This is a genomic window from Aquitalea sp. FJL05 (assembly GCF_003852595.1).
GTDB classification, from domain to species: domain Bacteria; phylum Pseudomonadota; class Gammaproteobacteria; order Burkholderiales; family Chromobacteriaceae; genus Aquitalea; species Aquitalea aquatilis.
On sequence record NZ_QAJS01000007.1, the window covers coordinates 134,449 to 159,010 of the forward strand.

20 protein-coding genes are annotated in these 24,562 nt (G+C 62.2%); 8 read left to right on the forward strand and 12 right to left on the reverse strand.

Annotated features, from left to right (window positions below; genetic code table 11):
- Nucleotides 1-116 precede the first annotated feature (116 nt).
- From DBR44_RS07560 to glnE, 3 genes are all read right to left on the reverse strand, one after another.
- Nucleotides 117-317, reverse strand: coding sequence for a zinc-finger domain-containing protein (locus DBR44_RS07560; protein ID WP_124643474.1), 201 nt, complete (start codon nucleotides 315-317; stop codon nucleotides 117-119).
- A 50-nt stretch (nucleotides 318-367) separates the two neighbouring features.
- Nucleotides 368-1,291, reverse strand: coding sequence for a branched-chain amino acid transaminase (locus tag DBR44_RS07565; protein ID WP_124643508.1), 924 nt, complete (start codon nucleotides 1,289-1,291; stop codon nucleotides 368-370).
- 87 nt (nucleotides 1,292-1,378) lie between these two features.
- On the reverse strand, nucleotides 1,379-4,093 hold the full coding sequence (gene glnE, locus DBR44_RS07570) for a bifunctional [glutamate--ammonia ligase]-adenylyl-L-tyrosine phosphorylase/[glutamate--ammonia-ligase] adenylyltransferase (RefSeq protein WP_255424579.1): 2,715 nt from the start codon (nucleotides 4,091-4,093) through the stop codon (nucleotides 1,379-1,381).
- Nucleotides 4,094-4,116: 23 nt separating this feature from the next.
- On the opposite strand from glnE, the gene DBR44_RS07575 reads away from it, so the two are divergent.
- The 5 genes from DBR44_RS07575 (at nucleotide 4,117) to DBR44_RS07595 (ending at nucleotide 12,178) form a co-directional block, all read left to right on the forward strand.
- Complete coding sequence (locus DBR44_RS07575) at nucleotides 4,117-7,995, forward strand: YhdP family protein (RefSeq protein WP_158613572.1); 3,879 nt, start codon at nucleotides 4,117-4,119, stop codon at nucleotides 7,993-7,995.
- A complete protein-coding gene (locus DBR44_RS07580) occupies nucleotides 7,992-8,798 on the forward strand; it encodes a carbon-nitrogen hydrolase family protein (protein ID WP_124643477.1) in 807 nt (268 codons plus the stop codon). Before DBR44_RS07575 ends, DBR44_RS07580 begins: the two co-directional genes overlap by 4 nt.
- Before the next feature lie 14 nt (nucleotides 8,799-8,812).
- Complete coding sequence (tldD, locus tag DBR44_RS07585; protein WP_124643478.1) at nucleotides 8,813-10,255, forward strand: metalloprotease TldD; 1,443 nt, start codon at nucleotides 8,813-8,815, stop codon at nucleotides 10,253-10,255.
- A 15-nt stretch (nucleotides 10,256-10,270) separates the two neighbouring features.
- The gene (locus tag DBR44_RS07590; RefSeq protein ID WP_233578418.1) at nucleotides 10,271-11,071 is read left to right on the forward strand and encodes an ABC transporter substrate-binding protein; all 801 of its coding nucleotides are present in this window, start codon (nucleotides 10,271-10,273) and stop codon (nucleotides 11,069-11,071) included.
- A 171-nt stretch (nucleotides 11,072-11,242) separates the two neighbouring features.
- The gene (locus DBR44_RS07595; protein WP_124643480.1) at nucleotides 11,243-12,178 is read left to right on the forward strand and encodes a LysR family transcriptional regulator; all 936 of its coding nucleotides are present in this window, start codon (nucleotides 11,243-11,245) and stop codon (nucleotides 12,176-12,178) included.
- 13 nt (nucleotides 12,179-12,191) lie between these two features.
- Here DBR44_RS07595 and DBR44_RS07600 read toward each other — a convergent pair whose 3' ends face one another.
- The gene (locus tag DBR44_RS07600; protein WP_124643481.1) at nucleotides 12,192-12,908 is read right to left on the reverse strand and encodes a cellulose 1,4-beta-cellobiosidase; all 717 of its coding nucleotides are present in this window, start codon (nucleotides 12,906-12,908) and stop codon (nucleotides 12,192-12,194) included.
- Nucleotides 12,909-13,458: 550 nt separating this feature from the next.
- Between DBR44_RS07600 and DBR44_RS07605 the strand changes: the two genes are divergently transcribed.
- The gene (locus DBR44_RS07605; RefSeq protein WP_124643482.1) at nucleotides 13,459-14,145 is read left to right on the forward strand and encodes a response regulator transcription factor; all 687 of its coding nucleotides are present in this window, start codon (nucleotides 13,459-13,461) and stop codon (nucleotides 14,143-14,145) included.
- 2 nt (nucleotides 14,146-14,147) lie between these two features.
- Nucleotides 14,148-15,467 carry a HAMP domain-containing sensor histidine kinase gene (locus DBR44_RS07610; RefSeq protein WP_124643483.1) on the forward strand — a complete coding sequence of 440 codons (1,320 nt, stop codon included), beginning with the start codon at nucleotides 14,148-14,150 and terminating at the stop codon, nucleotides 15,465-15,467.
- Nucleotides 15,468-15,473: 6 nt separating this feature from the next.
- On the opposite strand, the gene DBR44_RS07615 is transcribed toward DBR44_RS07610, so the two are convergent.
- The 3 genes from DBR44_RS07615 to DBR44_RS07625 form a co-directional block, all read right to left on the reverse strand.
- Entirely contained in the window at nucleotides 15,474-15,899 is a 426-nt protein-coding gene (locus DBR44_RS07615) for a BLUF domain-containing protein (protein ID WP_124643484.1), read from the reverse strand.
- 2 nt (nucleotides 15,900-15,901) lie between these two features.
- Entirely contained in the window at nucleotides 15,902-16,609 is a 708-nt protein-coding gene (gene folE / locus DBR44_RS07620; protein ID WP_124643485.1) for a GTP cyclohydrolase I, read from the reverse strand.
- Between the two features lie 244 nt (nucleotides 16,610-16,853).
- Entirely contained in the window at nucleotides 16,854-17,054 is a 201-nt protein-coding gene (locus tag DBR44_RS07625; protein WP_124643486.1) for a hypothetical protein, read from the reverse strand.
- 170 nt (nucleotides 17,055-17,224) lie between these two features.
- Between DBR44_RS07625 and DBR44_RS07630 the strand changes: the two genes are divergently transcribed.
- Nucleotides 17,225-18,418: a diguanylate cyclase gene (locus tag DBR44_RS07630; protein WP_124643487.1), complete on the forward strand. Its 1,194-nt coding sequence runs from the start codon at nucleotides 17,225-17,227 to the stop codon at nucleotides 18,416-18,418.
- Between the two features lie 76 nt (nucleotides 18,419-18,494).
- Here DBR44_RS07630 and DBR44_RS19475 read toward each other — a convergent pair whose 3' ends face one another.
- The 5 genes from DBR44_RS19475 to tssH all read right to left on the reverse strand — a co-directional run bounded on the left by DBR44_RS19475 (nucleotide 18,495) and on the right by tssH (nucleotide 24,521).
- Nucleotides 18,495-18,644: a hypothetical protein gene (locus tag DBR44_RS19475; protein ID WP_158613573.1), complete on the reverse strand. Its 150-nt coding sequence runs from the start codon at nucleotides 18,642-18,644 to the stop codon at nucleotides 18,495-18,497.
- Nucleotides 18,645-18,997: 353 nt separating this feature from the next.
- Entirely contained in the window at nucleotides 18,998-20,089 is a 1,092-nt protein-coding gene (gene tssA / locus DBR44_RS07635; RefSeq protein ID WP_124643488.1) for a type VI secretion system protein TssA, read from the reverse strand.
- A 68-nt stretch (nucleotides 20,090-20,157) separates the two neighbouring features.
- On the reverse strand, nucleotides 20,158-20,421 hold the full coding sequence (locus DBR44_RS07640) for a PAAR domain-containing protein (RefSeq protein ID WP_124643489.1): 264 nt from the start codon (nucleotides 20,419-20,421) through the stop codon (nucleotides 20,158-20,160).
- Nucleotides 20,418-21,863 (reverse strand): hypothetical protein, encoded by a 1,446-nt coding sequence (locus DBR44_RS07645; protein ID WP_124643490.1) that lies wholly within the window; start codon nucleotides 21,861-21,863, stop codon nucleotides 20,418-20,420. The genes DBR44_RS07640 and DBR44_RS07645 overlap by 4 nt, the downstream gene beginning before the upstream one ends.
- Before the next feature lie 12 nt (nucleotides 21,864-21,875).
- Nucleotides 21,876-24,521: a type VI secretion system ATPase TssH gene (gene tssH / locus DBR44_RS07650; RefSeq protein ID WP_124643491.1), complete on the reverse strand. Its 2,646-nt coding sequence runs from the start codon at nucleotides 24,519-24,521 to the stop codon at nucleotides 21,876-21,878.
- Nucleotides 24,522-24,562 lie beyond the last annotated feature (41 nt).

Genomic DNA, 24,562 nt, shown 5'->3' on the forward strand with positions numbered 1-24,562 from the left:
CGCTTCCAAATCAGCGCCATCCTGCAGGATGGGGCAGGGTGGCCCTGATTTGGTGGCCGATCAAGCGAAAAAGGTGCGGGGGCCCGCACCTTTCGCTTGCTGACTGCTGCCGGGGCTCAGTGATGATGACCAACCGGGCCGGTCAGCTTGTACTGGGTGCCGCAATAGGGGCAGAGTGCTTCGCCGGTCTTGTGTACGGGCAGGAAGACGCGCGGATGCGAATTCCAGGCCACCATGTCCGGCATCGGGCAGTGCAGGGGCAGGTCTTTGGCGGTCACTTCGATGACGCGCCGGGTGTTTTCTTTCAGTTCAGCCATGGTCTTTCCTTGTAAGGCCGGCGCTGCCGGCCCTTGCTGCTTGGATGAGTTTACTTGACGTAGGTCAGCCAGTGTTCGTGTTCGGCATCGAGGCCCTTCACGATATTGAAGTATTTCTGCTGGATGGCTGCGGTGATCGGGCCACGGCTGCCTTCGCCGATGGCGCGGCGATCCAGTTCGCGAATCGGGGTGACTTCGGCGGCGGTGCCGGTGAAGAAGGCTTCGTCGGCGCTATACACTTCGTCGCGGGTAATGCGTTTTTCAATGATTTCCAGGCCCTGTTCCTGCGCGATCTGCACCACGGTGTCGCGGGTGATGCCTTCCAGCGCGGAGGTGAGGTCCGGGGTGTACAGCTTGCCCTTGCGCACGATGAAGATGTTTTCGCCCGAGCCTTCGGCCACGAAACCGTCCACATCCAGCAGCAGGGCTTCGTCGTAGCCGTCTGCCGTGGCCTCGTTATTGGCGAGGATGGAGTTCATGTAGTTGCCGTTGGCCTTGGCCTTGCACATGGTGATGTTGACATGGTGGCGGGTAAAGGACGAAGTCTTGACGCGAATGCCCTTTTCCAGACCTTCTTCACCCAGATAGGCACCCCACGGCCAGGCAGCCACGATGATGCGCACGTCGTCTTTTTTCGGGGCCACGCCCAGCTTGCCCGAACCATAGAAGGCCATGGGGCGGAAGTAGCAGGATTGCAGCTTGTTGGCTTTCACCACGTCCAGGTGGGCCTGGTTGATGTCGTCCTTGCTGAAGGGCAGGTCCATGCCCAGGATTTTGGCGGAGCGGAACAGACGGTCGGTGTGATCCTGCAGACGGAAAATTGCCGGGCCTTTGGGGGTTTCATAGGCACGCACGCCTTCGAACACGCCCATGCCGTAGTGGAGGGTGTGGGTCAGCACATGGGTGGTGGCGTCGCGCCAGTCAACCAGTTTGCCGTCATACCAGATGAATCCGTCACGATCTGCCATCGACATCTTGGAGCTCTCCGTCATTGTGTTTTGTATCCTGCCGATTATACCGTCCGTCGCCGTCTTGTGAACCGTCCGCAGCGAAAAACGGCATCAGCCCAGACTGTCCGGTCCGAAAACCTGCAGCCATAGTTGCTGCGCCTGCTGGTAGTGCGCGCGCAGCCGGTCGTTGACTTCCACCTTGCCGCTTTCATTGAGCCGGGCGGCATGCTGCAGCTTGCGGTAGTCGCGGTAGGCGACGCGGCCTTGTTCGGCCAGTTCGTGGCTGATCAGTCCGGCCTCGGCGGCAACGGCCAGCAGGGCGATATTGCCGGTATTGCGGGTAAAGGCGGGTAGCTGGCCGGCATGGGCCAGAATCAGGTACTGCACGATGAATTCCACATCGATGATGCCACCGCGAGCATGCTTGACGTCGTATTCCTGCGCCGGGTGGCTTTCCAGCATGCGCTGGCGCATGGTCAGCACTTCGCTGCGCAGCTTGTCCAGATCGCGGGGCTGGGTCAGTACGTCGTGGCGGATGGCTTCGAAACCTTCGCCGATATCGGCCGCGCCGGCGACATAGCGTGCGCGGGTCAGTGCCTGATGCTCCCATACCCAGGCCTGTTTTTCCTGATAGCTGCGAAAGGCTTGCAGCGAGCTGACCAGCAGGCCGCTGGCACCGTTGGGGCGCAGGCGCAGGTCGATGTCGTACAGAATGCCGGCGCTGGTGGCGCTGGTCAGCCAGGTGGACATCTTGCGCGCCAGGCGCGAGTACAGGTCGGTGGCGTCCGGGTGATCGTCGTCATACAGGAAGATGATGTCCAGGTCTGAGGCGTAGCCCAGTTCTTTGCCACCCAGCTTGCCGTAACCGATGATGGCGAAGCGCGGGGTGTCGGTGTGGCGGCTGGGAATGTCCAGCCAGGCATGGCGCAGCGTGGCGTCCAGCACGGTGTCGGCCAGCAGGGATAGCTGGTCGGACAGTGCCTCCACCGTCCACATGCCGGCGATGTCCTGTGCGACCAGGCGGAAGGCCTGGGCGTGCTGGAAGTGGCGCAGGGTGTCCATCTTGGCCTCAACGTCCCCCTCGCATTGCTGCATTTGCTCTTGCAGCTGGCTGGCCAGCGCCGGCCAGTCCGGCGTGGCGTACAGCACGCGGGCATCCAGCAGTTCGTCCAGCAGGATGGGGTGGCGGGTCAGGTAGTTGGACACCCAGGCACTGGCCGAGCACAGGGTGGCCAGTCGTTGCAGGGTCTGCGGGTATTCGGTCAGCAGTGCCAGGTAGGAGGCGCGCCGGCTGATGGCCTCCATCAGGTTGATGATGCGCGACAGGGTGGCCGCCGGGTTGGGGAAGTGGGTGGACACTTCGATCAAGGGCGGGATCAGAGCGTCGAATTTCTTGCGGCCAGCCAGTGGAATCTGCTGATAGCGCTGGCTCTGCGCCAGTGCGCGCAGCTGCCCGGTGACGCCACTGACATCATCAAAGCCCAGGCTGGAGAGTTGTTCTGCCGGGTCCTGTTCGCAGATGTCGCGCCACAGGCAGGATAGCGGGTGGTCCGGTGCGGTTTCGGTTGGCAGGATGAATACCTGTTCGAAGTGGCGCGTGACCTTGCGGCGCTCGCTGTTGAGGGCGTCGAGGAAATCCTGCCAGCCGGCAAAACCCATGCTGCTGGCGATCTTGCCCTGGTTTTCCTCGCTGGTGGGCAGGGTCTGGGTTTGCTGGTCGTCCAGGTATTGCAGGCGGTGTTCCAGATTGCGCAGGAAGGCATAGGCTTCCTGTAGTTCCTGCACGGCAGCCGGTTCCAGCAGGCGCAGCTCGGCCAGGCGGTTGAGCGTGGCTCGGGTGCTGCGCAGTTGCAGGCTTTTGTCGCGGCCACCACGAATCAGCTGGAATACCTGAGCAATGAATTCCACTTCGCGAATGCCGCCCGGCCCCAGTTTGATATTGTCCACCATGTCGCGCCGGGCTACTTCGCGGCGGATTTGTGCATGCAGCTCACGCATGGCGCCATAGGCGTTGTAGTCGAGATATTTGCGATAGACGAAGGGGCGGACCATGTCGGACAGCCCTGCGATGTCGCCGGTGAGTGCCTTGGCCTTGATCCAGGCATAGCGTTCCCATTCCCGGCCCTGGGTCAGCAGGTAGTTTTCCAGTGCGGCAAAGCTCATCACCAGCGGGCCGGAATCGCCATAGGGGCGCAGTCGCATGTCGACGCGGAATACCTGTCCATCCAGCGTCACGTCGTTGATCAGGCTGATAATGCGTTTGCCGACCTGGCTGAAATACTCGTGGTTGCTGAGCTTGCGCGGGCCGCTGGTTTCGCCGCCTTCGGGGTAGATGAAGATCAGGTCGATGTCGGAGGAGACATTCAGTTCGCCGCCACCCAGTTTGCCCATGCCGATCACGATGAGTTGCTGCACTTCGCCGCTGTCTTCGCCAAGCGGCTGGCCGTATTGCGGCAGCGAACGGCAGGCGCAGGCCAGGGCTTGTTGCACGGCAAATTCGGCCAGCAGGCTGATGGTGCTCACCACCTCGTCCAGATCGGCCAGTCCGTTGTGGTCACGGCAGATCAGGCGCGCCATCACCGCCTGGCGCAGGCTGCGCAGCGGCGGCGTCATGGCCTCTGGTGTGTCAAACGCCTCCCAGTCGGCAAAGCCGGCCATTTCGGCGCTGCCAAATGGCTGAGCCAGTCTGTGCTGCAACAGGGTTTGCTGCTCCGGTCGCGCGCTCAGCAAGCGGTCCAGATAAAGTGAAAAGGCACGGCTCTGGGCAATGGCATGATCCGGGTTTGCTGGCATAATGACGAGGCGCTCGTTAGGGTCCTGTAACACTTCATTGTATCGGTTTAGCTCATTTGGAAAAGCCCCCGCATCTGTTAGCCAGAGTCCACGTCATCGGTTTGCTGCGCAAATCGCTGCAAGCCCTCGGCCTGTTGCTGCTGCTGGCACTGCTGGTGGTGGGGGGCGGCTTTGCCGTTTTCAACTGGTGGTTCTTGCCGCGGCTGGAGCAATTTCGGCCCCAGCTTGAGCAGAGTTTGTCGCAGGCTACCGGCCGCCAGGTGTCGGTGGCCTCCTTGTCCGGCCAGTGGCTGGGGGTGGCTCCGCAGTTGCAACTGCGTGGCTTGCGCATTGCCAATCCGGTTACCGCCGATGCGCTGACCTTGAAACAGGTGGCGGTGGTGCCGTCATGGTGGTCGCTGCTGTCATGGGAGCCGCTGTTTTCCAGCGTGACCATCGATGGGCCAAGCGTGGCCCTGCTGCGCCGGGCCGATGGCCATGTGCTGCTGAATGGCTTCGACATGAGCGCGCCGGCGGCCCAACCGCAAGCCGAAGATAGCGAGCCGTCTGCCAACTGGTTGCTCAAGCACAGCCGTATCGACATCCGCCAGGCGCGCATCAGTTGGGAAGATCAGGCATTGGGCCTGCCGCGGCTGGATTTGCAGCAGGGGCAGCTGACGCTGAGCCAAACCCTGCTGGGTCACCGTCTGACCTTGTCCGGCCTGCCAGCGGCCACGCTGGGTAAGGGTTTTGACATGGAGCTGGCCTGGCGCGGCAATGATTTTCTCCAGTGGCGCAACTGGGCCGGCAATATGCGCATACGCCTGAACGGTGCGCAGGCCGGCATGGTGTCGCGCTATATGGAAAAGATCGGCCTGATCAATAAAGGTGAAGGCAGCGGTACGCTGGAGGCGGATTTTGCCGATGGCCACATCAACAGCCTGAGTGCCGATGTCCGCATCCATGACGCGGCCTATACCCCCAGGGATGCGCGCACGCTGGTGTTGCCGGCTATCAGCGGCAAGTTGCAGCTGGAGCGGTCTGCCAACGGCAGCTATGCCATCAATGCCTCCAATCTGACTTTGGCCAGCGCCACCGGGCTGGCTTTCGACAAATCCTCCATCCGTGGTGACTGGACGCCGGGCGAGCAGGGGCAGGGCAAGCTGACGCTGGATAATGTCAATGTGGCCCATCTCACACCGTTTATTCATGCGCTGGGCGGAGATGGTAATTCGCTGTTTGCCCGTTTCGCACCCAGCGGGCAGCTGAAAAACCTGTCGTTGAGCTGGCAGGGGCCGTTGCAGTCGCCACGCCAGTATGCGGTGGCCACCCGCTTTGAGCAGTTGGCCTGGCAAGCGTTTTCCTCTGTGCCCGGTGTCAGTGGCGTCACTGGCGAGCTGAGCTTTGGTGAGCAGGGCGGCCAGTTGAAGCTCAATAGCCGACATGCCGCGCTCAATTATCCGGCGGTATTTCCGCAGTTGCTCGACTTCGATCGGCTGGATGGCCGCGTGGACTGGCGCAATCACGGCCAGCAGACCGATGTCGAATTTCACGATGTGGCTTTTGCCAATGCCGATCTCAGCGGCCATTTCGGCGGTCGCTACCAGCATGATGGCAAGGGGCCGGGTGTGGTCGACTTTACTGCCGATGTTGATAAGGTGGCCGCCGTGCGTGTGCCGGCCTACCTGCCGCATGCAGTGGGGCAGGATACCTTGCGCTGGCTGAATGCCGGCTTGCAGGGCGGCACCGCCAGCAATGTCCGCATGGTGCTGAAGGGGGATCTGGCCAACTTCCCCTTTGCCGGTGGCAAGGGTGGGCAATTCAGCGTTGATGCCAAGGTGGAACAAGGCCGTTTGCTGTATGAAAAAGGCTGGCCAACCATCGACAACATCCAGGCCGATCTGGGGTTTCACAATGAAAAGATGCTGATTACCGCGCGCAGTGGCAGCACGCTGGGTGTGCCACTGAGTGGTGTCAAAGTCGGGATTGATGACCTGGGCGCGGCCAATTCCACGCTGACGGTAGAAGGTCGGGCGCAAGGACCGCTGGCCAGCATGCTGAAATTCACCACCAGCAGCCCGGTTGACGGTTGGCTGGATGGTTTTACCGGTGGTATTCAGGCTGGTGGCAATGCGGCACTGGATCTGCATCTGGGCATTCCCTTGTCGGGCAAGCAGCCGGTCAAGGTGCGGGGTGACATTCTGCTGTCGGGCAATCAGCTGGCATTCAAGGGTTTGCCGATTCCACCGGCCAGCAATGCACATGGCACGCTGAGCTTTACCGAGTATGGCGTGGAGTCCAAAGGCGTGCAGTTTGCCGCGCTGGGCGGCCAGTTCCAGTTAAAGGCAAGCAGTACGCCGGCCGGTCGCATGAGTTTCGATATTCACGGCGACGCCGACAGCCGCCAGGCACTGGGCCTTTATCTGCCCTTGCTGGCGCCCTATGTCAGCGGGCATTCGCCATTTTCGGTGCAGTTTGTCGTGCAAAAAGGGCTGGAAAACCTGACGGTGCAATCCAGCCTGGTCGGTACTGCCATCACTGCTCCGGCACCGTTGGGCAAACCGGCGGCAGACAGCTTGCCCTTGTCCTTGCGTTTTGCCCAGGGCAAAACTGCACAGCAGCCGTTCCGACTGGATTTTGACGCTGGCAGCGTTGCCAGCGGCAGCCTGTTGCTGGATGGTCATGGCAACCTGAAAAGCGGAGTGGTCGCTGCCGGACGCGCCCTGGGCAAGCAGCCTGACGAGGGGCTGGCGCTGCGATTGGCAGCGCCGCAAGTCGATCTGCAGCGCTGGGTGGCGGCGATTGCCGGCCCAGGTGGCAGTCAGGGCGGAGCAGAGGCGGTCCGGCAGATCGACCTGCCCTTGCTGATCGAAGTGGAAAGTCCGCAACTGGAAGGGTGGGGCGGCACCTTGCATCAGGTCAATGCCAGTCTGAGCAACCGGCGTCTGCGCAATGGCTGGTCGCTGGATGTGCGTGCACGCGAGTTGAGCGGCAGTATTGACTACCTGCCGGCAGGCAGTGGCCTGGTGCGGGCCAATCTGGCTTACGCCATCCTGCCGTCGCCCGACAAGGGTGCTGGCGACGAGGCCGACACGGGCATGGTGGACAAGGGCGACTGGCCGGAACTGGATATTCGTGTCGGCGACCTCATCTACCAGAACAAGACAGTTGGCAAGCTGGAACTGCGCGCACGCCGCGAAGGGCGCGACTGGGTGCTCAATCCGCTGCGCCTGCAGGCGGTGGAAGGCAGTCTGCAAGGTAGTGCGCGCGTGCGGCGTGGCGAAGCCGGCAAGGAAGTACAGGCCCGCTATCAGCTGGAGAGTAGCGATGTGGGCAAGCTGTTGGCGCGCATCGGCCTGCAGGATACCTTCCGCAAGGGCGAAGGCAGCTTGTCCGGTAATATGAGCTGGCCGGGCGGCCTGTTTGATGTCAGTGCCAGCCGTTTGTCCGGCGAGATGACGCTGGCGCTGAAAAACGGCCGGTTTGCCAAGGTTGACCCCGGCGTGGCGCGCCTGCTTGGTGTCATCAGCCTGCAATCGCTCAGCCGCCGGGTGAAGCTGGATTTCACCGATGTGTTCAGTGACGGCTTCGCCTTCGATACCATCAATGGCAATGCCAGGGTGAGCAAGGGTGTGTTTGTTTCTGATAATGTGCACATGAAAGGGCCGGCTGCCGATGTCTCGCTTAGCGGCCAGGTGAATCTGGCCAGTGAAACCCAGGATGTGCGCATCCGGGTACAGCCGCATCTGGCCGAGAGCGTGGCGCTGGCTGCCGGGGCCGCACTGCTCAATCCGGTGGTTGGCGTTGCGGCGCTGGCCGCTCAGAAAGTATTGCAGGACCCCTTCGGTAAGATATTGTCGGTCGACTATGCCATTACCGGTTCCTTTGCCAACCCCAAGATCGACAAGCTGGCAGCGGACCCTTTGAGAAACACCAAGCGGATACTCACACCATGAAACAGAAATTTATCGCCGCCGCCGTGCAAATGGTGTCCGGCACGGATGTTGCCGCCAATCTGGCCACGGCGGCGCGGCTGGTGGCCGAGGCGGCTGCTGCGGGAGCCGGTTTTGTGGTGCTGCCGGAGTATTTCTGCCTGATGGGCAGGCAGGATGGCGACAAGGTGGCCATCAGCGAAGAGGCGGGTCACGGGCCCTTGCAAGCGGCGCTGGCCGCCATGGCGCGTGATAACAAGGTATGGCTGGCTGCCGGCACCATTCCGCTGTGCTGCCCGGAGCCGGGCAAGGTATTCAACAGCACGCTGGTGTTCGACCCGGCAGGGCAGCTGGCTGCCCGGTACGACAAGATTCACCTGTTCGGCTATACCGGCAATGGCGAACGCTATTGCGAGTCGGACAGTATTGCGGCGGGCAGCACACCGGTAAAGGTGGACATCGGCCTGGCTGAAGTGGCCTGCGGCATTTGCTATGATCTGCGCTTTCCCGAGCTGTTCCGCCAACTGGCCCCGTTTGACGTGATGATTCTGCCGGCCGCATTTACCGCGACCACCGGCGAAGCGCACTGGGAGGTGCTGCTGCGCGCCCGTGCCATCGAAAACCAGTGTTATGTGATTGCCTCCGGCCAGGGTGGCACCCATGAAAACGGCCGCAAGACCCATGGCCAGTCCATGATCATCGACCCCTGGGGGCGCATTCTGGCGCAACAAGCCCTGGGCGAAGGTGTGGTACTGGCTGAAATCGACCCCGCATTGCTGCATTCGGTGCGCAGTGGCCTGCCGGCCCTGACGCATCGCGTGCTCTGACAGAAAGACCCACCATGCAAGACGCATTCCGCATTGCCGATCAACTCCTGCTCGCGCCTTATGGCGTGGACGAGTCCGTGATCGAAGCCACCTTCTCGCGCATGCGCCAGCATGCTGTCGACTATGCCGATCTCTATTTCCAGTACACCCGCAGCGAGGGCTGGAGTCTGGAGGAAGGCATCGTCAAGTCCGGCAGTTTCAGCATTGATCAGGGCGTGGGTGTCCGCGCCGTTGCCGGCGACAAGACCGCCTTTGCCTATTCCGATGATATCGGTGCCGAAGCCATTGGCCGTGCGGCTGATGCGGTACGTGCCATCGGTGCGATTGGTGGCGATGGCTCGGCCGGACGGCAGTCGCCGCAGCGCGGGCGTGACCTGTACCCGGCTATCGATCCTTGCTATAGCCTGGAAGCCGCCGCCAAGGTCGCCCTGCTGGAAAAGGTGGAAAAGCTGGCCCGCGCCATGGACCCACGGGTGATCCAGGTGATGGCTGGCGTGGCTTCGGAATACGACGTGGTTTACGTGGCACGGCATGATGGCGTGCGTGCTGCGGATGTGCGCCCGCTGGTGCGGCTGTCGGTGCATGTGATCGCCGAACAGGATGGCCGCCGCGAACAGGGTTCCGGCGGTGGCGGTGGTCGTTTTGACCTGACCCGTTTCGACGATGAGCTGGTGGAACTCTACGTGCGTCAGGCGGTGAACCAGGCGCTGATCAATCTGGAAGCTCGTCCGGCCCCGGCCGGCCAGATGACGGTGGTGCTGGGTTCCGGCTGGCCAGGTGTGCTGCTGCACGAAGCTATCGGTCATGGTCTGGAAGGCGACTTCAACCGCAAGGGCACCTCGGCCTTCTCCGGCAAGCTGGGCCAGCGTGTGGCGGCAGCCGGGGTGACGGTGGTGGACGACGGTACGCTGGATGGCCGACGCGGTTCGCTGGCCATCGACGACGAAGGCAACCAGACCAACCGTACCGTGCTGATCGAAGATGGCATTCTCAAGGGCTATATGCAGGATGCGATGAATGCGCGCCTGATGCAGGTGGCTCCCACCGGCAATGGCCGGCGCGAATCCTATGCCCATATCCCGATGCCGCGCATGACCAATACCTATATGTTGGGTGGTCAGCACGATCCCAAGGAAATCATCGCCTCGGTCAAGGATGGTCTGTATGCCGCCAACTTTGGTGGTGGCCAGGTGGATATCACCAGCGGCAAGTTCGTGTTCTCGGCTTCGGAAGCCTGGCGCATCGAGAACGGCAAGCTGACCTATCCGGTCAAGGGCGCGACCCTGATCGGCAATGGCCCGGATGTATTGGGCCATGTGTCGATGATAGGCAATGACATGGCGCTGGATCAGGGCGTGGGTGTCTGCGGCAAGGAAGGCCAGAGTGTGCCGGTGGGAGTGGGACAGCCTACCTTGCGCATTGACGGCGGCCTCACGGTTGGCGGCACCGCCGGCTAGCCGGATTGCATGCTGATGTGGCATAGCAAGGCCATGCGTGTCGGCAGCGGGTTGCTGCTGGCATGTCTGTTACACGTCGCCGATGCCTCTGCCCAGGACTTTGTCGTGGCGGTGGAGGAGTCGGACAACCATCCCTTCGAGTACGCACGGGGGGATGGCGCGGAGCATGGCGGTTTCCATCTGGAGGAAATCGACCAGGTGGCGGCCAGCCTGGGCTGGCATGTGGTGTACAAGCCGATGCCATGGCAGCGCGCCCTGCGCAGCCTGCAACTGGGCCGGGTGGATGCGCTCAGTTATCTGGCGCGCACGCCGGAGCGCGAGGCCTATACCGTCTTCATGCCGGCGGCCATTCAGCACCGCCAGTATGCCGGGCTGTTTGTGCGCCGCAGCCAGCGCCGGCATTTTCCTGAAAGCAGCCAGCCCTGCACGTATGCGGGTTATCGCATGGCTGCCGCCAGCAATTACTTTTATGGCGAAGTGGTGCAAAAAGCCATGCATTCCTGCTGGCAGATCGAGATGACCGCCAGCTCCAAAGAAGAAGTGTTTTCCAAGCTATTGGCCGGCCGCATCGATATCGCGGTGGCGTATGGCACCTCTTTGCAGTCACTGGCAGCCAGCATGCCGGAGCTGGAAACGCAAGTGGTGGCCCTGCGCCAGCCGCGCTGGCTGATCGGTGATTTCTACCTCGGTTTTTCCCGCAAGGCGATGTCCGCTCAGCGTATTGCCAGCTATCTGCAGGCGCAGCAGCAGTTTCGCGCGGGCAGCAGCTATCAGCGGCTGGTACGCAAATACAATATGAAGGAATTTCTGCCCTGAGCGCAGAGTGGGCGAGCCAGCCATACCGCATCGCGCCATGTTCGCCAGCGCCTGCGCGCCGTGCAGCAGGCCACCACCCAGGCCGTGCTGTCGTCCTGAAAATTCAAGCATGTCCCAGCTATTTCCACTAAATGATTGATAACGGTAGCCGCCCGCTGCCAGGGGAGGGGAATGGTCCGACTGGAAGATCTGCAGATATTGCTGCATACCGCACAGCTGGGCAGCCTGTCCGCCGCCGCCCGCCTGCTTGATGTCAGCCCGGCGGTGGCCAGTGCCGGGCTGAAGCGGCTGGAAGCCGAGCTGCATACCCGGCTGCTGGTGCGCTCCACCCGCAGCTTGCGGCTAACGGCCGATGGCGAGCGCTATCTGGCGCATGCCCGTGCCGCCATCGAAGCATTGCAGGCGGGCGAACAAGCACTGGCGGCCGGGCAGCAGGCGCTGCATGGCCAGCTCAGCCTGTCCATGCCTTCGGATATTGGCCGTCAGCTGTTGCGGCCGTGGCTGGATGATTTCCTCGCGCTGCATCCGGCGGTGCGTTTGCAGCTGCACATCAGTGACCGGCTGGCAGATCTGTACCGCATGCCGGTGGACGTAGCCCTGCGCTATGGTGTGCCGGAGGATTCCAGCCTGGTCGCCCTGCCGCTGCTGGCGGATAACCGGCGGCTGTTGTGTGCGGCACCAGCCTACCTGGAGCAGCATGGCTGGCCGCAGCGGCCGGAAGATCTGGCCGCGCATGAGTGCCTGCGGCTGGTGCTGGGAGATGCCTTGCACGAGCGCTGGCGGTTTGCGCGGCATGGCGAGTGGTCGGTGGTGACGGTGGGTGGGCGACGCAATAGTGACGATGGTGAAATCGTGCGCCGTTGGGCGGTGGCCGGGCTGGGCATCGCCTACAAGTCGCAGCTGGATGTGCTGGATGATGTGCGCAGCGGTCGGCTGCACGCCCTGCTGACAGATTACCAGCCGGAACCGACGCCTTTGTACCTGGTGTGTCCGCACCGGCTGATGCTGTCGCCCTTGCTGATGCGCTTGCGCGAGTTCCTGCAACAGCGGCTGCAGGATTATGTGGCGGGAGAGGGCGCAAGCCTGCCGCAAGCGGGCTTGCGCTGACGGCACGCAGCGCTCAGATCTGCGTGCTGAGCAGATTGCCGACCGAAGACGAGTAGCTGTTGCTCTGGCTGTTCTGCAGGTTCTGCAGCAGAGCGTTCAGGAAGGACTGCAGATTGGCGGAGTTGCTGCTGCCAGAATTGCTGCCCGAGCTGCTGGAGCTGGTGTCGCTACTGCCATTGGCCTGCTGCACGCTATTGACCAGATTGCTGAAATCGCTTTGCAGCGTATTGAGTGCGCTGGAGCTGCTGCCGGTCGTGCCGCTGCCGGAGGAGCTGGACAGCTGCTGAATCAGGCTTTGCAGCTGGCTTTCGGCATTGCCATAGGCACTGCTGCTGGTGCTGCTGTCGGAACTGCTGGTGTTGCTGGATTTCAGTGCGTTGAACAGATCATGCATGAAGGTATGCATGGCCTGCATCGGGTTTTGTGCGCTGCCAGTGCTGCCGTCGTTGTCGCCGTCATCATCCGGCGGTGGCGGGGCTTGCGTGCCGGCCAGTGCGCTGTTGCTCGCGCCACTACTGGTGCTGGTGCTATTGCTGCTGGATGGTGGCTGCAAGGAAATACCCAGCTGGCTGAGTGCCTGCTCCACGCTCTGCATGAAGGCGTCGTTGCCGCCACGGTGCTTGCCGTGGTGACGGGTTTCGCTGCTGCTGGACGTGCTGCTGGTCGACGTGCTGCCATTGAGCAGGCTGCTGTAAATCGACGACGTGCTGCTGATGCCCGAAATGCTCATGATAAGGCTCCCTGTGCTTGCTTGTGACTTGTGCAGTAAAGCCACCTCCAGAGATCAGGACGCGGCATTGCGCCTGCGTACACTGGCAAGTTTCAGACCAGCAGCCCTGCTGGGAAATGTAAATATTCGTCAGTAAATGTTAAGAAGTGTTGGCACAACCAGGGCTTGAGCCTGATTTTGCTAATATCCTGCCGGCGACTGACCGAGCTGGATGGCTGGTCTGGCAAAATTTGCCGCTGATGCAGGCAACAGCCGGAGGCATTGCCGGGCCGCCACGGCATGATCTGGCGCGGCGGGGGCTGCAGCCGGCAAGAATTGCCGCTGTAGTGGGGCAGCCGCCAGAGGTGAGAGAGGGACCCGGGCAAGCGGGTGGCGGCTGCTTGGGAAGCATGATGCGGGACATGGCGGTTAAGGAAGGTTAATACCCGGTAAAGCGCTATAAATCAGTGTAAAAGCCAGTAAAACTTCCCCCGCAAGCGGCCGTGATGTGGATCATGTCTGCCGACAGCCCCGGGAGAGCGGGGCCTGCACAGAATAATCAGGATGGAAAATGCGAATACTGCTGGTAGATGACGATATCGAGTTGGCCGACATGCTGGGCAGCTATCTGGAGCGGGAGTCCTGCCTGGTTCAGAAAGTGAGCGATGGCACCAGCGCCGTGGTACAGGCCTTGTCCGGCCAGTTTGACCTGATGGTGCTGGATGTCATGATGCCGGGCCTCAGTGGCGTGGAAGTGCTGCGACGGGTGCGCGAACACAGCATGTTGCCGGTACTGATGCTGACGGCGCGTGGCGATGATACCGACCGCGTGCTGGGCCTGGAGCTGGGTGCGGATGACTATGTGCCCAAGCCTTGCACACCGCGCGAGTTGCTGGCCCGCATCCGCGCCATTTTGCGCCGCACCGGTAACCAGGTGCAGCCGGCCCAGGAAAATGATGTTTTGCGTGAAGGCCCGCTTGCCATGTGGCCGGGTGAGCGTCGTGCCCAGTGGGCTGAAGAAACGCTGGAGCTGACCAGTACCGAATACAGCTTGCTGGAATTGCTGGTGCGCCATGCCGGCCAGCCGGTGGGCAAGGATGTGCTGTCCAAGCAGGCGCTGGGTCGGCCGCTGGCACGCTTTGACCGCAGCGTCGATGTGCACATGAGCAGCATCCGGCAGAAGCTGTCGCGGGTGGCGCCTGGCCGCATCTGCATCCAGACCGTGGTGCGCCGCGGCTATCAGTTCATCAAGGCCTGAGTATGGGACGCCTGTTCTGGAAACTGTTTCTCATTCTGTGGCTGGCGCAGATCAGCACGGTGTTCGGGGTGGGCGCGGTGTTCTGGCTCAGGCATCGCATGGAAAGCGCTGCGGCCATCGAGCAGCAGCATCCCATGGATACGGTGGTGCTGGACATGGCCGCGGCGGTGCTGCGGCGCGAGGGTGTCGCCGGCTTGCGTGCTCATCTGCAAGACATGAGTACCAAGGCGCGCAACCATCTGCTGGTGCTGGACGATCAGCAACACGAGCTGCTGGGCCGGGCGCTGCCTGCGCCGGACCGGCTGGGGCTGCGGCCAATGCGCGAGGTGACGCTTGGTGCTTCCGCTCATTACCGCTTGCTGCTATTGCCGCCCGGGCCGCCCGGCAGCATGCCTGGTGGCGGGCCGGAGCATGGCCCGGGAGAGCCCAGCCCTTTCCCCTTGTTGCCTATCATTGGCGCGCTGTTGGCCAGCTTGTTATTCGGAGCCATCCTGGCGCGCTACCTGTCCAAGCCGATCCGGCTGATGAGCGAGGCGTTCCAGTCGGTGGCCAGGGGTGAGATGGATGTGCATCTGGCCAGTGACCTGGGCAGCCGGCGCGATGAGCTGGCTGATCTCGGGCGCGATTTTGATGGTCTGGCCCATCGCTTGAAGCAGTTGATTACCGGCCAGCGCCGGCTGTTTCACGATGTCTCGCACGAGTTGCGCTCGCCCTTGGCCCGGCTGAATGCCGCAGTGGACCTGGCACGACAGCAACCGGAAAAACTGGAGGAATGGCTGGACCGCATCGAGCGTGAATCCGGGCGCATGGATGCGCTGGTGGGTGAAATCCTGGCGCTGGCCCGGCTGGATGCCGAAGCATCGCAACACCCGGCAGAGTGCCTGCCGGTCGATGTGCTGCTGGAAGAGCTGATTACCGATGCCCAGTTCGAGGCCGAAGCCAATGGCACCAGCATCCTGCTGCTGCAAGAAGATGCGGCCGAGGTGATGGCCCAGCCAGAGCTGCTGTCTCGCGCACTGGAAAACGTGGTGCGCAATGCCATTCACCACACCCGCAAGGGTGGTCCGGTTTCACTGGCCGTGATGCGTGGTGCTGCCGAGGTGACGATTGCCGTGAGCGATTGCGGGCCGGGCGTGCCGGAGCATGAACTGAAAACCATCTTCGAGCCGTTTTTCCGCAGCGAGCAGAATACCCAGCCCGGCGGTTACGGCCTGGGGCTGGCCATGGCGCAGCGCATTGTCGAGGCGCACCAGGGCCGGATACAGGCGGTCAATCTGCCGCAGGGTGGTTTGCAAGTCAGCATCACCCTGCCGCTGGCCTGAACAGGCTTAGCCGCGCGAGCGCAGGCCGCCCGAGCTGCCCAGTTCGCTGAGCAGGCGCGTGGTGGTGCTGCCGCTCAGGCGGAAGGGGTCCAGTACCGGACTGGAAGAATGCCGCAGCAGGAGTGCGGCATTTTTCTTGTCGATGGGGGCCTGCGCCATCGACCAGCTGGCGAATTCGCGCTGATCGATTTCCTGGTAGGCCAGCAGGGTGACGTCGCGATGACGGTCGTCACGGCAGATGTGCTGGTACAGGGCATTCACTTCGGCACGGCCACCTTCCAGCGCCTGCACGAAGACATCGTCGCCATAGCACAGAACCCCGGTAATACCGCTTTGCGGATTGTGCTGGTGGGCGGCGTCCAGGATGTGTTTCACCAGTTCGCTGGTGATCGGGCTGCAGCTGCGGCTGGCGTAAATGAGTCGGACGAGCATGGTCAGTTTCCTCTGTGCATCAGCGACAGGAATTCCCGGCGCAGATTGGCGTCGCGCAGGAAAGAACCGCGCATCACGCTATTGGTCATTTTCGAATTGTTGTCCTTCACGCCGCGCCAGTGCATGCAGAAATGGTCTGCTTCCATGACGATGGCCAGGCCATCCGGCTGCAGCTTGTCCATCAGCAGGTCGGCAATCTGCATGACCGCTTCTTCCTGGATTTGCGGGCGGGTCATGATCCAGTCGATCAGGCGCGCGTATTTGGACAGACCAATCAGGTTGGAATGCTCATTCGGCATCACCCCGACCCAAACCCGGCCCATGATGGGGCACAGATGGTGGGAGCAGGCACTGCGTACCGTGATGGGGCCGACAATCATCAGCTCGTTGAGCTGTTCGATATTGGGGAATTCGGTATTCGGCGGGCTGGCTACATAACGGCCACGAAACACCTCGCGCACATACATCTTGGCCACACGGCGGGCGGTGTCCTGGGTGTTGTGATCGTTGACCGTGTCGATGACCAGGCTTTCCAGTACAGCCTGCATTTTTTCTGCCACTTCCTGCTGCAGCAGGTCCAGCTCATCGTCCTGGATGAAGTCGGCAATATTGTCATTGGCGTGAAAGCGTACACCCGCCTGTTGCAGGCGGTAGCGTATGCGCGATGAAACGCTGGCCGTCGTCATGGCCTTGTCGTCCGGTTTACTCATGGTGGGGGTGGCCCTATCTGGATGGCTGGCTTGTTCTGGGTAAGGGGCATTGCAAGTCGCTACAGCGGTGGTGCCAGGCCTGATGTGCCAACCGCTCTTAGCCGTGATGTGTGGGGACTGCTGTCTATTCTAGTGGCTGCCGTTTGCTGCTGCCGGCCCTGCCCTGAATGGTAATGCGCTTGTCCGGCAGGGGGAAGGAAAAATCCGACCTTTCCAGTCTAGATGGTGTCGTCGCTGGCTGCTTTCAAGAGGATGCGGCGGTTTTGTGCTGCCGATACAGGCAGGGCTGGCCGGAGGCTTCCAGCACGTCCTGGCAGGGCTGGCGCTTGCTCTTGATCTGCAAGGCATGGCAGGCATAGGGGAAGCGTGCGTCGTGGCTGATGTAATAGTGGCGGCAGCCCTGACAGCGCAGACGGGCAGCCGTGGTATGGCTGGTGGTGGGCATGGGATGGTGTGGCAACGGGTCGTGGGTGGATTGTGCCGCGAGTGGTGCGGAATGTGAATATTTGTTTTAAATGATGATGGCGGCTGTCATTTTTGATATAAAGCTACATTGCCCCCTGCCGTTTTCGTCTGACTTCTTTCGACGGCTCAAAGCGGCTGACATCGATCACTATGAATATCAACCCCGTATTGGTGCTGGCACCCATCTTCCTCACCACCGAGTTGCTGAGCCTGGCACTGTGCATGGTGCTGGCTTCGCTGCGCAGCAGCGGGCTGCCCGGTGTGCGCCAATGGCTGCTGGCCAATGTGGCGGTGGTGGTCTACCTGCCATTGCTGGGTTTGCGCGACATCATTCCCGACGCCTTATCCATCGTGCTGGCCAATGGCATGCTGGCGCTGTCGGCTGCTTGCTATTACGCCGGCTGCGCCCACTTCCTCGGCCAGCCGCCACGCTGGAAATACCTGCTTGCAGGAGCCGCACTGCAAGTGCTGGCGGTGGTCTACTGGCGTTATGGTTTCAACAGCCTGCCTTTGCGGGTGATGGCGGTTTCTGCTTATGCTGCGGTGGTTTGCACGGCCACCGCCTGGCTGATGCTGCGGCATTACACCGGCCGCCGCAACAGCGTGCACTACCGTCTGCTGACGGGCTTGTCCTGCCTGTTTGCCATGGCACAGATCGTGCGCAGCATTTATTTCGGCATGATGCAGCCCGAACCTACCCACATCATGCTGGCCAGTGGCTGGAATGTAGTGTTGCTGTGTATCGGCGCGGCCATCATGCCGGCCTTATCGATGGCCGCGGTGCTGATGTTGCACGAGGCATTGCAGACCGAGGCCGAAGAGGCCGCCAATCGCGACTTCATGACCGGCGCCTTGTCACGCAAGCATCTGTTTGCCACCGGCCAGCAGTTCATTCTGCAGGCGGCAGCCACCCGCCGTCCGCTGACCCTGCTGCTGATCGATCTGGATCATTTCAAAATCATCAATGACACCTATGGCCACGCGGCGGGCGATGAAGTGTTGCGGGCCTTTGCCGACATGGTGGGCGAGCATTTGCGCGGCCGCGATGTGCTGGGCCGGCTGGGTGGCGAGGAGTTTGCGGTATTGCTGCCGGATGCCAGTGTCGCATCGGCGCAGCTGGTGGCCGAGCGGCTACGCTTGCGCGCACAGCAGCATCAGGTAGTCAGTAGTTTTGGTACATGCCACTACAGCATCAGCATAGGTGTGGCCGGCTGGCTGGGCGGGGAGAGCTTCGACCAGCTGTGCCAGCGTGCGGATCAGGCCTTGTATCAGGCCAAGAATAGCGGTCGCAACCGGGTGCATACCAGTCAGGCTGAGCTGGCGTTGCTGCCGCAGTCGGCCTGAGCTTGCGCTTTTCGCTGGCTGTATCGTGGCCAGCGCTTGGTGGTTGAGGCGAGGCCGGTGTCTGGCGGGGAAGGGTTCAGGCCTTGGTATCGACGCTATTGCCCAGATGGCTGGGGTTGCTGACGTATTCGTAGACACCGACACCCAGGGCGGCGGCGGCGAGCAGCGGGTGGGCTTCCACCACCGACGCCGCCTCGGTCACCACGGAAGCGGTGGCCTTGAGCATCGCCCCACCTGATGTGCTGATGAAAGAACCTACCGCTCCCAGAAACATGGTTTTATCCCTTAGAACCTGCTCATCGTCTGCTGGATTGAGTCGAGATGGGGCTGAGATTGCGTTGAAAACGCCTGTGGAATGCTCATTTACTCTAGGTAAACTCTGCTTCCCACTTGTTTCCGGTCGCTTTCGCCTTGTCTCACTCTAGCTCGCGAGCCTTTGAACAGGCTCTTCTCAACTGCTATCGGCAGCCATGCAGCGGGCTTGAGGCGGTTTACCCGGATTTACACCGGGTAGCCGGCGGCCGTTACCAAAAGCAGGTTTGCCAGGCCGGCCATGACTGGAGGCCTGGCTGGGCAGCGTTAGTCTGTCTGTTTGCGCACATCCAGTAATTCTTGCAGCTGCGACAGGGTGGAGTCGTCCTTGACCACGTGCTGCAGCCATTCCTCCAGGCTCATTTCCGCCCAGCGGGCCGCCCGTTCCGCCAGTGCTGCCACCGGGCTGTGTGGTTCATGCACGCGGAAATAGCGGGCGACTTCGCCCAGCATCTGCACCGCTTGTTCACGGCTGTGGATCTGGCCGTCAAAGTTAAGCGGGTGCGCCGGGGCCGGGTGATGGATGGTGGCGGTGGGCATGGCGGGTCTGCTCTCCTGCGGGGCGGGCTGTGGCCGCGTGGTAGTCGGGGCGGCTTCCGGTGTGGTCTGCTTGCGATAACGCAATACCAGGTCCTGGCAGGCGTAGATGGCATTGCGGGCGTCGACCAGGCTGGGCGCATGTTCGCCAAAACGCTGCTCCAGTTTCTGCTCCAGCAGCTCATAGCACTGATGGGATTGCACCAGTTGCTCGTGAACCGTGCTAAACCAGCCTGCACCGCACAGGGTTGCGGCTTTTTCAAAGCTTTCCCCCGGCAGCTTGCCTTCGGCAATGGCGGCCTCGCGCGCGGCGGCGTCCTTCAGCCCCAGATTGTCCACTTCCCGTGATTGCTGCCAGTCGTTCCAGCCATAGCCGCCAAACTCGGGCTTAATGAGTGGCGTGGCACGGATGGCGGCTGCCAGTTGCTGATTCAGCCATTCCAGCTTGCCGATGCGTTCGTCCAGATCTTGCGGGTCCAGCTCCGGATAGCCGCTGGCCCAGTATTGATCCAGCCAGCCATTGAGCAGGCTCAGTCCCAGCGGCAGGCTGGCGATGCCTTGTTGCTGCAGCAGGGCTTCCGCAAGCCAGACAATCAGTTGCAGATCCTTGCTTTGCTGGCTTAAGGCCTGTTCGCACAGCCGTATGACCTTGGGCCATTCGGCTAGCTTCAGGGTCTGTTCCCATTCGCCCTGGGCCAGGCCGGGGTCGTCGCTGCGGCGGGCTTCACGGATCTGGTCGAACAGCACCGAGTAGCTGAGGTCTTCACCTGCCGGCTGCGAGCCGGCAATCGGTGCCAGCAGTTGTTCAAGCTTGTCTTGCATGTGGTGTCCTGAAAAATGGAATGGCTGGCTATCAATGGTCAGCCAGCACTTTTGTTCTGCTGCCGGGCTTAGCCCTTGCCGACTTCCGGCATGGTAGAAATCAGCACCGCGCCGCAGCTGGTTTTGTGGCCTTCCAGGGCGACTGGCTTGCCACCGACCAGCCAGGAGGAATCGCCCTCGACAATGCTGCAATTGCTATGGCCATTGCGCGGACAGCTGACACTGTCACCGAGGCAGGCCACCTGCTTGCCGAACAGGGTGGTAGAGGAGGCGGCGCTGAGCACATTGCCGCCGTGATCGGTAGGGTCGCCAAGACGAATGACGCGTTTCATGCGGGTATTTCCTCCACGGTGGGACGTATCACGCTCAGGCAGGCTTCATCGTGGCTGAACTGCACCAGCATGACGGGCGCACCCAGCTGGGTGCTGCGGGTGATGGCCTGTGCGGTAAGCAAGGCCGTGGTGGCTGCGCCGACATCGCCCCATTCGCGCACGCTGTTGCTGGCCTGATCAATAGGATGCAGCTCGATCTGATGGCGGCTGAGCGCACCGGACAAGGCTGAGAGGCGGGTACCGCCCACATCGACATCGCCGCTGTTATGGCTGAGCCAGGCCAGGCTGGTGGCGCGGTTGTTGTCTGGTTGGGCGTCTTCTTCGCTGAAGGGGTAGTCCAGCAAGCGGCCGTTTACCAGGGCATTGTCCAGCAGGCTTTGCAACTGGCGGGCCAGCTGCATGGCGCGCATGGCTGCCGGGCCACGGCTGGCGGTGGCCAGCTGGGCGAGCAGGGGCAAGGCTGCCAGTGAAGCCTGAAAGGATGGTGGGACCGGCCCCCATTCCGGCGAACCGGCCACGGTATTTTTCTCCCAGTACGGCTGGTAGGGGTCTGGCTGGTCATCAACTGCCGCAGTCACCGGGCTGACGGCTGCATCTTGTTGCGGCAGGTCGCTACGCAAAAACAGCATGGCTACCAGGGCAATGCCGGGGCGGCCGCGCCATGCCAGTTCCGGGTCCGGGCTGTTTTCCTGCCATGAGTCGTCGTCCTCCTCAAAGGGCAGGCCAGGCGCATCGGCGGCCAGCACCACCAGGCCGGGCAGCTCGGGCGTTTGTTGCAGCACTTGTGCCACGCGTTCCGCCAGCGGGCCATTGCCGGGAAGAAAGCGGCAATCCTGCGAAGGTGCTTGTTGCAGGCCAAGGCTTTGTTGCACTGCTTCGAGCTGGGCCGTCTTGAGGGCGTCAAGTTGCTCTATGCCGGACAGCGTGGGAATGACCTCGGTGTACAGTGGCAGCCAGGCGGCCCCGGCGGCCTCGGCATACAGTCGTGACAAGGCCTCCTGCAGCAGCGGCGTGATGGCATCCAGCACGTTGTCTGCTTCGATATCGTCCTGGCTGATGCTTTCCCACTCGTAAGCGCTGTCGGTTTCTGTCAGCCAGTCGGCCTCGTCCTTCACCGGCAGTGCCGTGCCGTACAGCCAGCGGCAGTCTATGGTGTACTGCCTTTCGCGCAGGGCGTTCTGGTGCTGCTGGCGGGCAGCCTCACGGGTGGCGGTTCTTTCGGTTTCGGCACTGGCGGCGGCGGCTTGCTGCGCCGCCTGCTCGCGCCGCTGCCGCAATACGCCCCACCAGCGAATGGCCAGCGTGGCCGCGACCGGCGGCACGATATGCAATAGCAAGATGGCCGAAGGGCTGATGCGCTGCCAGCTGAGCGGCAGCACCAGCCATAGCAGCCCCCACCAGCCTATGGTGAGGCCCCCAAGCAGGGCGGGTAGTCTCCACATGGTGCCGGGTCCTTAGCTCAGACGCACTTTGATCTGCTCACCCTTGAGCGAGACGGCGATTTTCTTCACTGGCTTGCCGCTGGCCATGCGGCCCAGCAGGTCACTGGAGATCTGCGCCAGCAGGGTGCGGGTAAGGATGGCATCGGCATTGCGCGCGCCACTGTCCACATCCATGCAGCGGGCGGCGATTTGCTCGGCCAGCTCCTGCGGGAATTCCACCTTGGCACCGTGATTGTTGGCGATGCGCTGGCGAATCTTCTCCAGCTTCAGGGCAACAATGGCCTGCAGGACTTCGTCGCTGATGGGGAAATAGGGGACGATATCCAGCCGGCCCAGCAGGGCGGGTTTGAATACCTGCTGCAAGGTGGGCCGCAGGATTTCCACCAGGTCGGCGGCGGTCGGCTCGCGGTTCTCGCCTTCGACCGTGACGCCGTGTTCGCAGGCGCGCATCACCAAGTCGGTGCCGGTATTTGAGGTCAGCAGGATGATGGTGTTCTTGAAGTCCACCTCGCGGCCTTCGCTGTCTTCCAGCTGGCCTTTGTCAAAGACCTGGAAGAACAGCTCCATGACGTCGGGGTGGGCTTTTTCCACTTCGTCCAGCAGCACCACGGAGTAAGGCTTGCGGCGTACGGCTTCGGTCAGTACGCCACCTTCGCCGTAACCCACATAGCCCGGAGGCGAGCCTTTCAGCCCGGATACGCTGTGCGCTTCCTGGTATTCCGACATATTGATGGTGATCAGATTGCGCTCGCCGCCATACAGGGCCTCGGCCAGCGCCAGCGCGGTTTCGGTCTTGCCCACGCCGGATGGGCCAACCAGCATGAACACCCCCTTGGGCTTGCCGGGGTCTTCCAGATTGGCCTTGGCGATCTGCACCCGTTCGGCAATCTGCGCCAGCGCATGTTGCTGGCCGATCACCCGCTCGCCCAGCAGGCTGGCCAGCCGCTGCACCTGTTCCAGCTCATTGCTGACCATGCGGCCCAGCGGAATGCCGGTCCAGCCGGAGATCACGTCGGCGATGACGCTTTCGTCCACGCATTCGAAGGCCAGTGGCTGTTGTTGTTGCAGGGCGCGCAAAGCCTTGCGCTTGAGCAGCAGCGGGCTGGGCTTTTTGCTGCTGGGCTTACTGGTGTCGGTCTGCTGTTTCAGCGCTTCGATTTCGCTGACCAGCTGTTGCTGCTCTTCCCAGGCGGCGTGTAGCTGCTGCAAGTCCTGCTGCAGCAGGGCGTGACGGGTCTGCAGCTCGGCAATCCGTTCGGCATGGCCTTCTTCGCGCCGCAAGGCGGCAATTTCACGCTCGATATTAGCCAGCAATACGCTGACATCTTCCACCGGGCCTGGCTTGCCGGCGCGGGACAGCGCGACGCGGGCACAAGCGGTATCCAGTACGCTGATGGCCTTGTCCGGCAGCTGCCGGCCGGTGATGTAGCGGCTGGACAGGTGCACGGCAGCGGTAATGGCTTCGTTGAGGATGTCCACCTGATGGTGATCCTGCATGGCCTGGGTGAGCCCGCGCACCATCTGCACGGCGATGTCGGGCGCGGGTTCTTCCACTTTCACCACCTGGAAGCGGCGTGCCAGGGCAGCATCTTTTTCGAAGTATTTCTTGTACTCGGCCCAGGTGGTGGCAGCAATGGTGCGCAATTCGCCACGTGCCAGCGCCGGTTTCAGCAGATTGGCCGCGTCGTTCTGGCCGGCGGCACCACCCGCGCCAATCATGGTGTGGGCTTCGTCGATAAACAGAATGATGGGCTGCGGGCTGGCCTTGACCTCGTCGATGACCTGACGCAGCCGGTTTTCAAACTCGCCCTTGACGCTGGCGCCGGCTTGCAGCAGCCCCAGGTCCAGCGTGCGCAGAGCCACGCCCAGCAACACATCCGGTACTTCCTGTAGCACGATCTTGCGTGCCAGCCCTTCGACCACGGCGGTTTTGCCCACGCCCGGTTCGCCGGTCAGGATGGGGTTGTTCTGACGGCGACGCATCAGGATGTCGATCATCTGGCGGATTTCACCATCGCGCCCCAGGATGGGGTCGATCTTGCCGGCGCGGGCCTGGGCGGTGAGGTCTATTGTGTATTTGTCGAGTGCCGGGCTGCCACGGCCTGCGGGGCGCGCTGCGGCGTTGTCGGGCTGCTCGCTGCTGTCGTCGTCGGCTTCCTCGTCGTCGCTGATGCCGTTGGCCGCTTCGCCGCCGTGCTGGCGCAATTGGCGGTAAGCCCCTTGCAACTGGCTGGCATCCTGTCGGGCCAGGCTGCGCGAGCCGGATTGCAGCGCATTGCGCAGGGCGTCATCACGCCACAGCACCAGGAGCAGGTCCAGGGTGGAGATACTGTCCTGGCCATATTCCATGCTGGCCAGCAACCAGGCCTTTTCCAGCCATTGCGGCAACCAGGCGGACAGCACCGGGTTGCGGGTATTGCCGCTGCGGAAGGCATCCAGTGCACTATCCAGCTCGCGGTTGACCTGTGCCACCGGCAGGCCCAGTGCCTGCAGCGCAGACAGCGCGGCATTGTCAGCCTGGTCCAGCATGGCCAGCAGGACGTGTTCGATTTCCACTTCAAAATGAGTGCGCGCCAGCGCGCGGCTGGCGGCTTGCTCTACTGCCTGGCGTGCGGTGGGTGTGAGTCGTTCGATAAGGGATTTCAAAGATACCGACATAGGTTTTCCAATAAGCACAATTCAAATCAACAAGCCTGCCG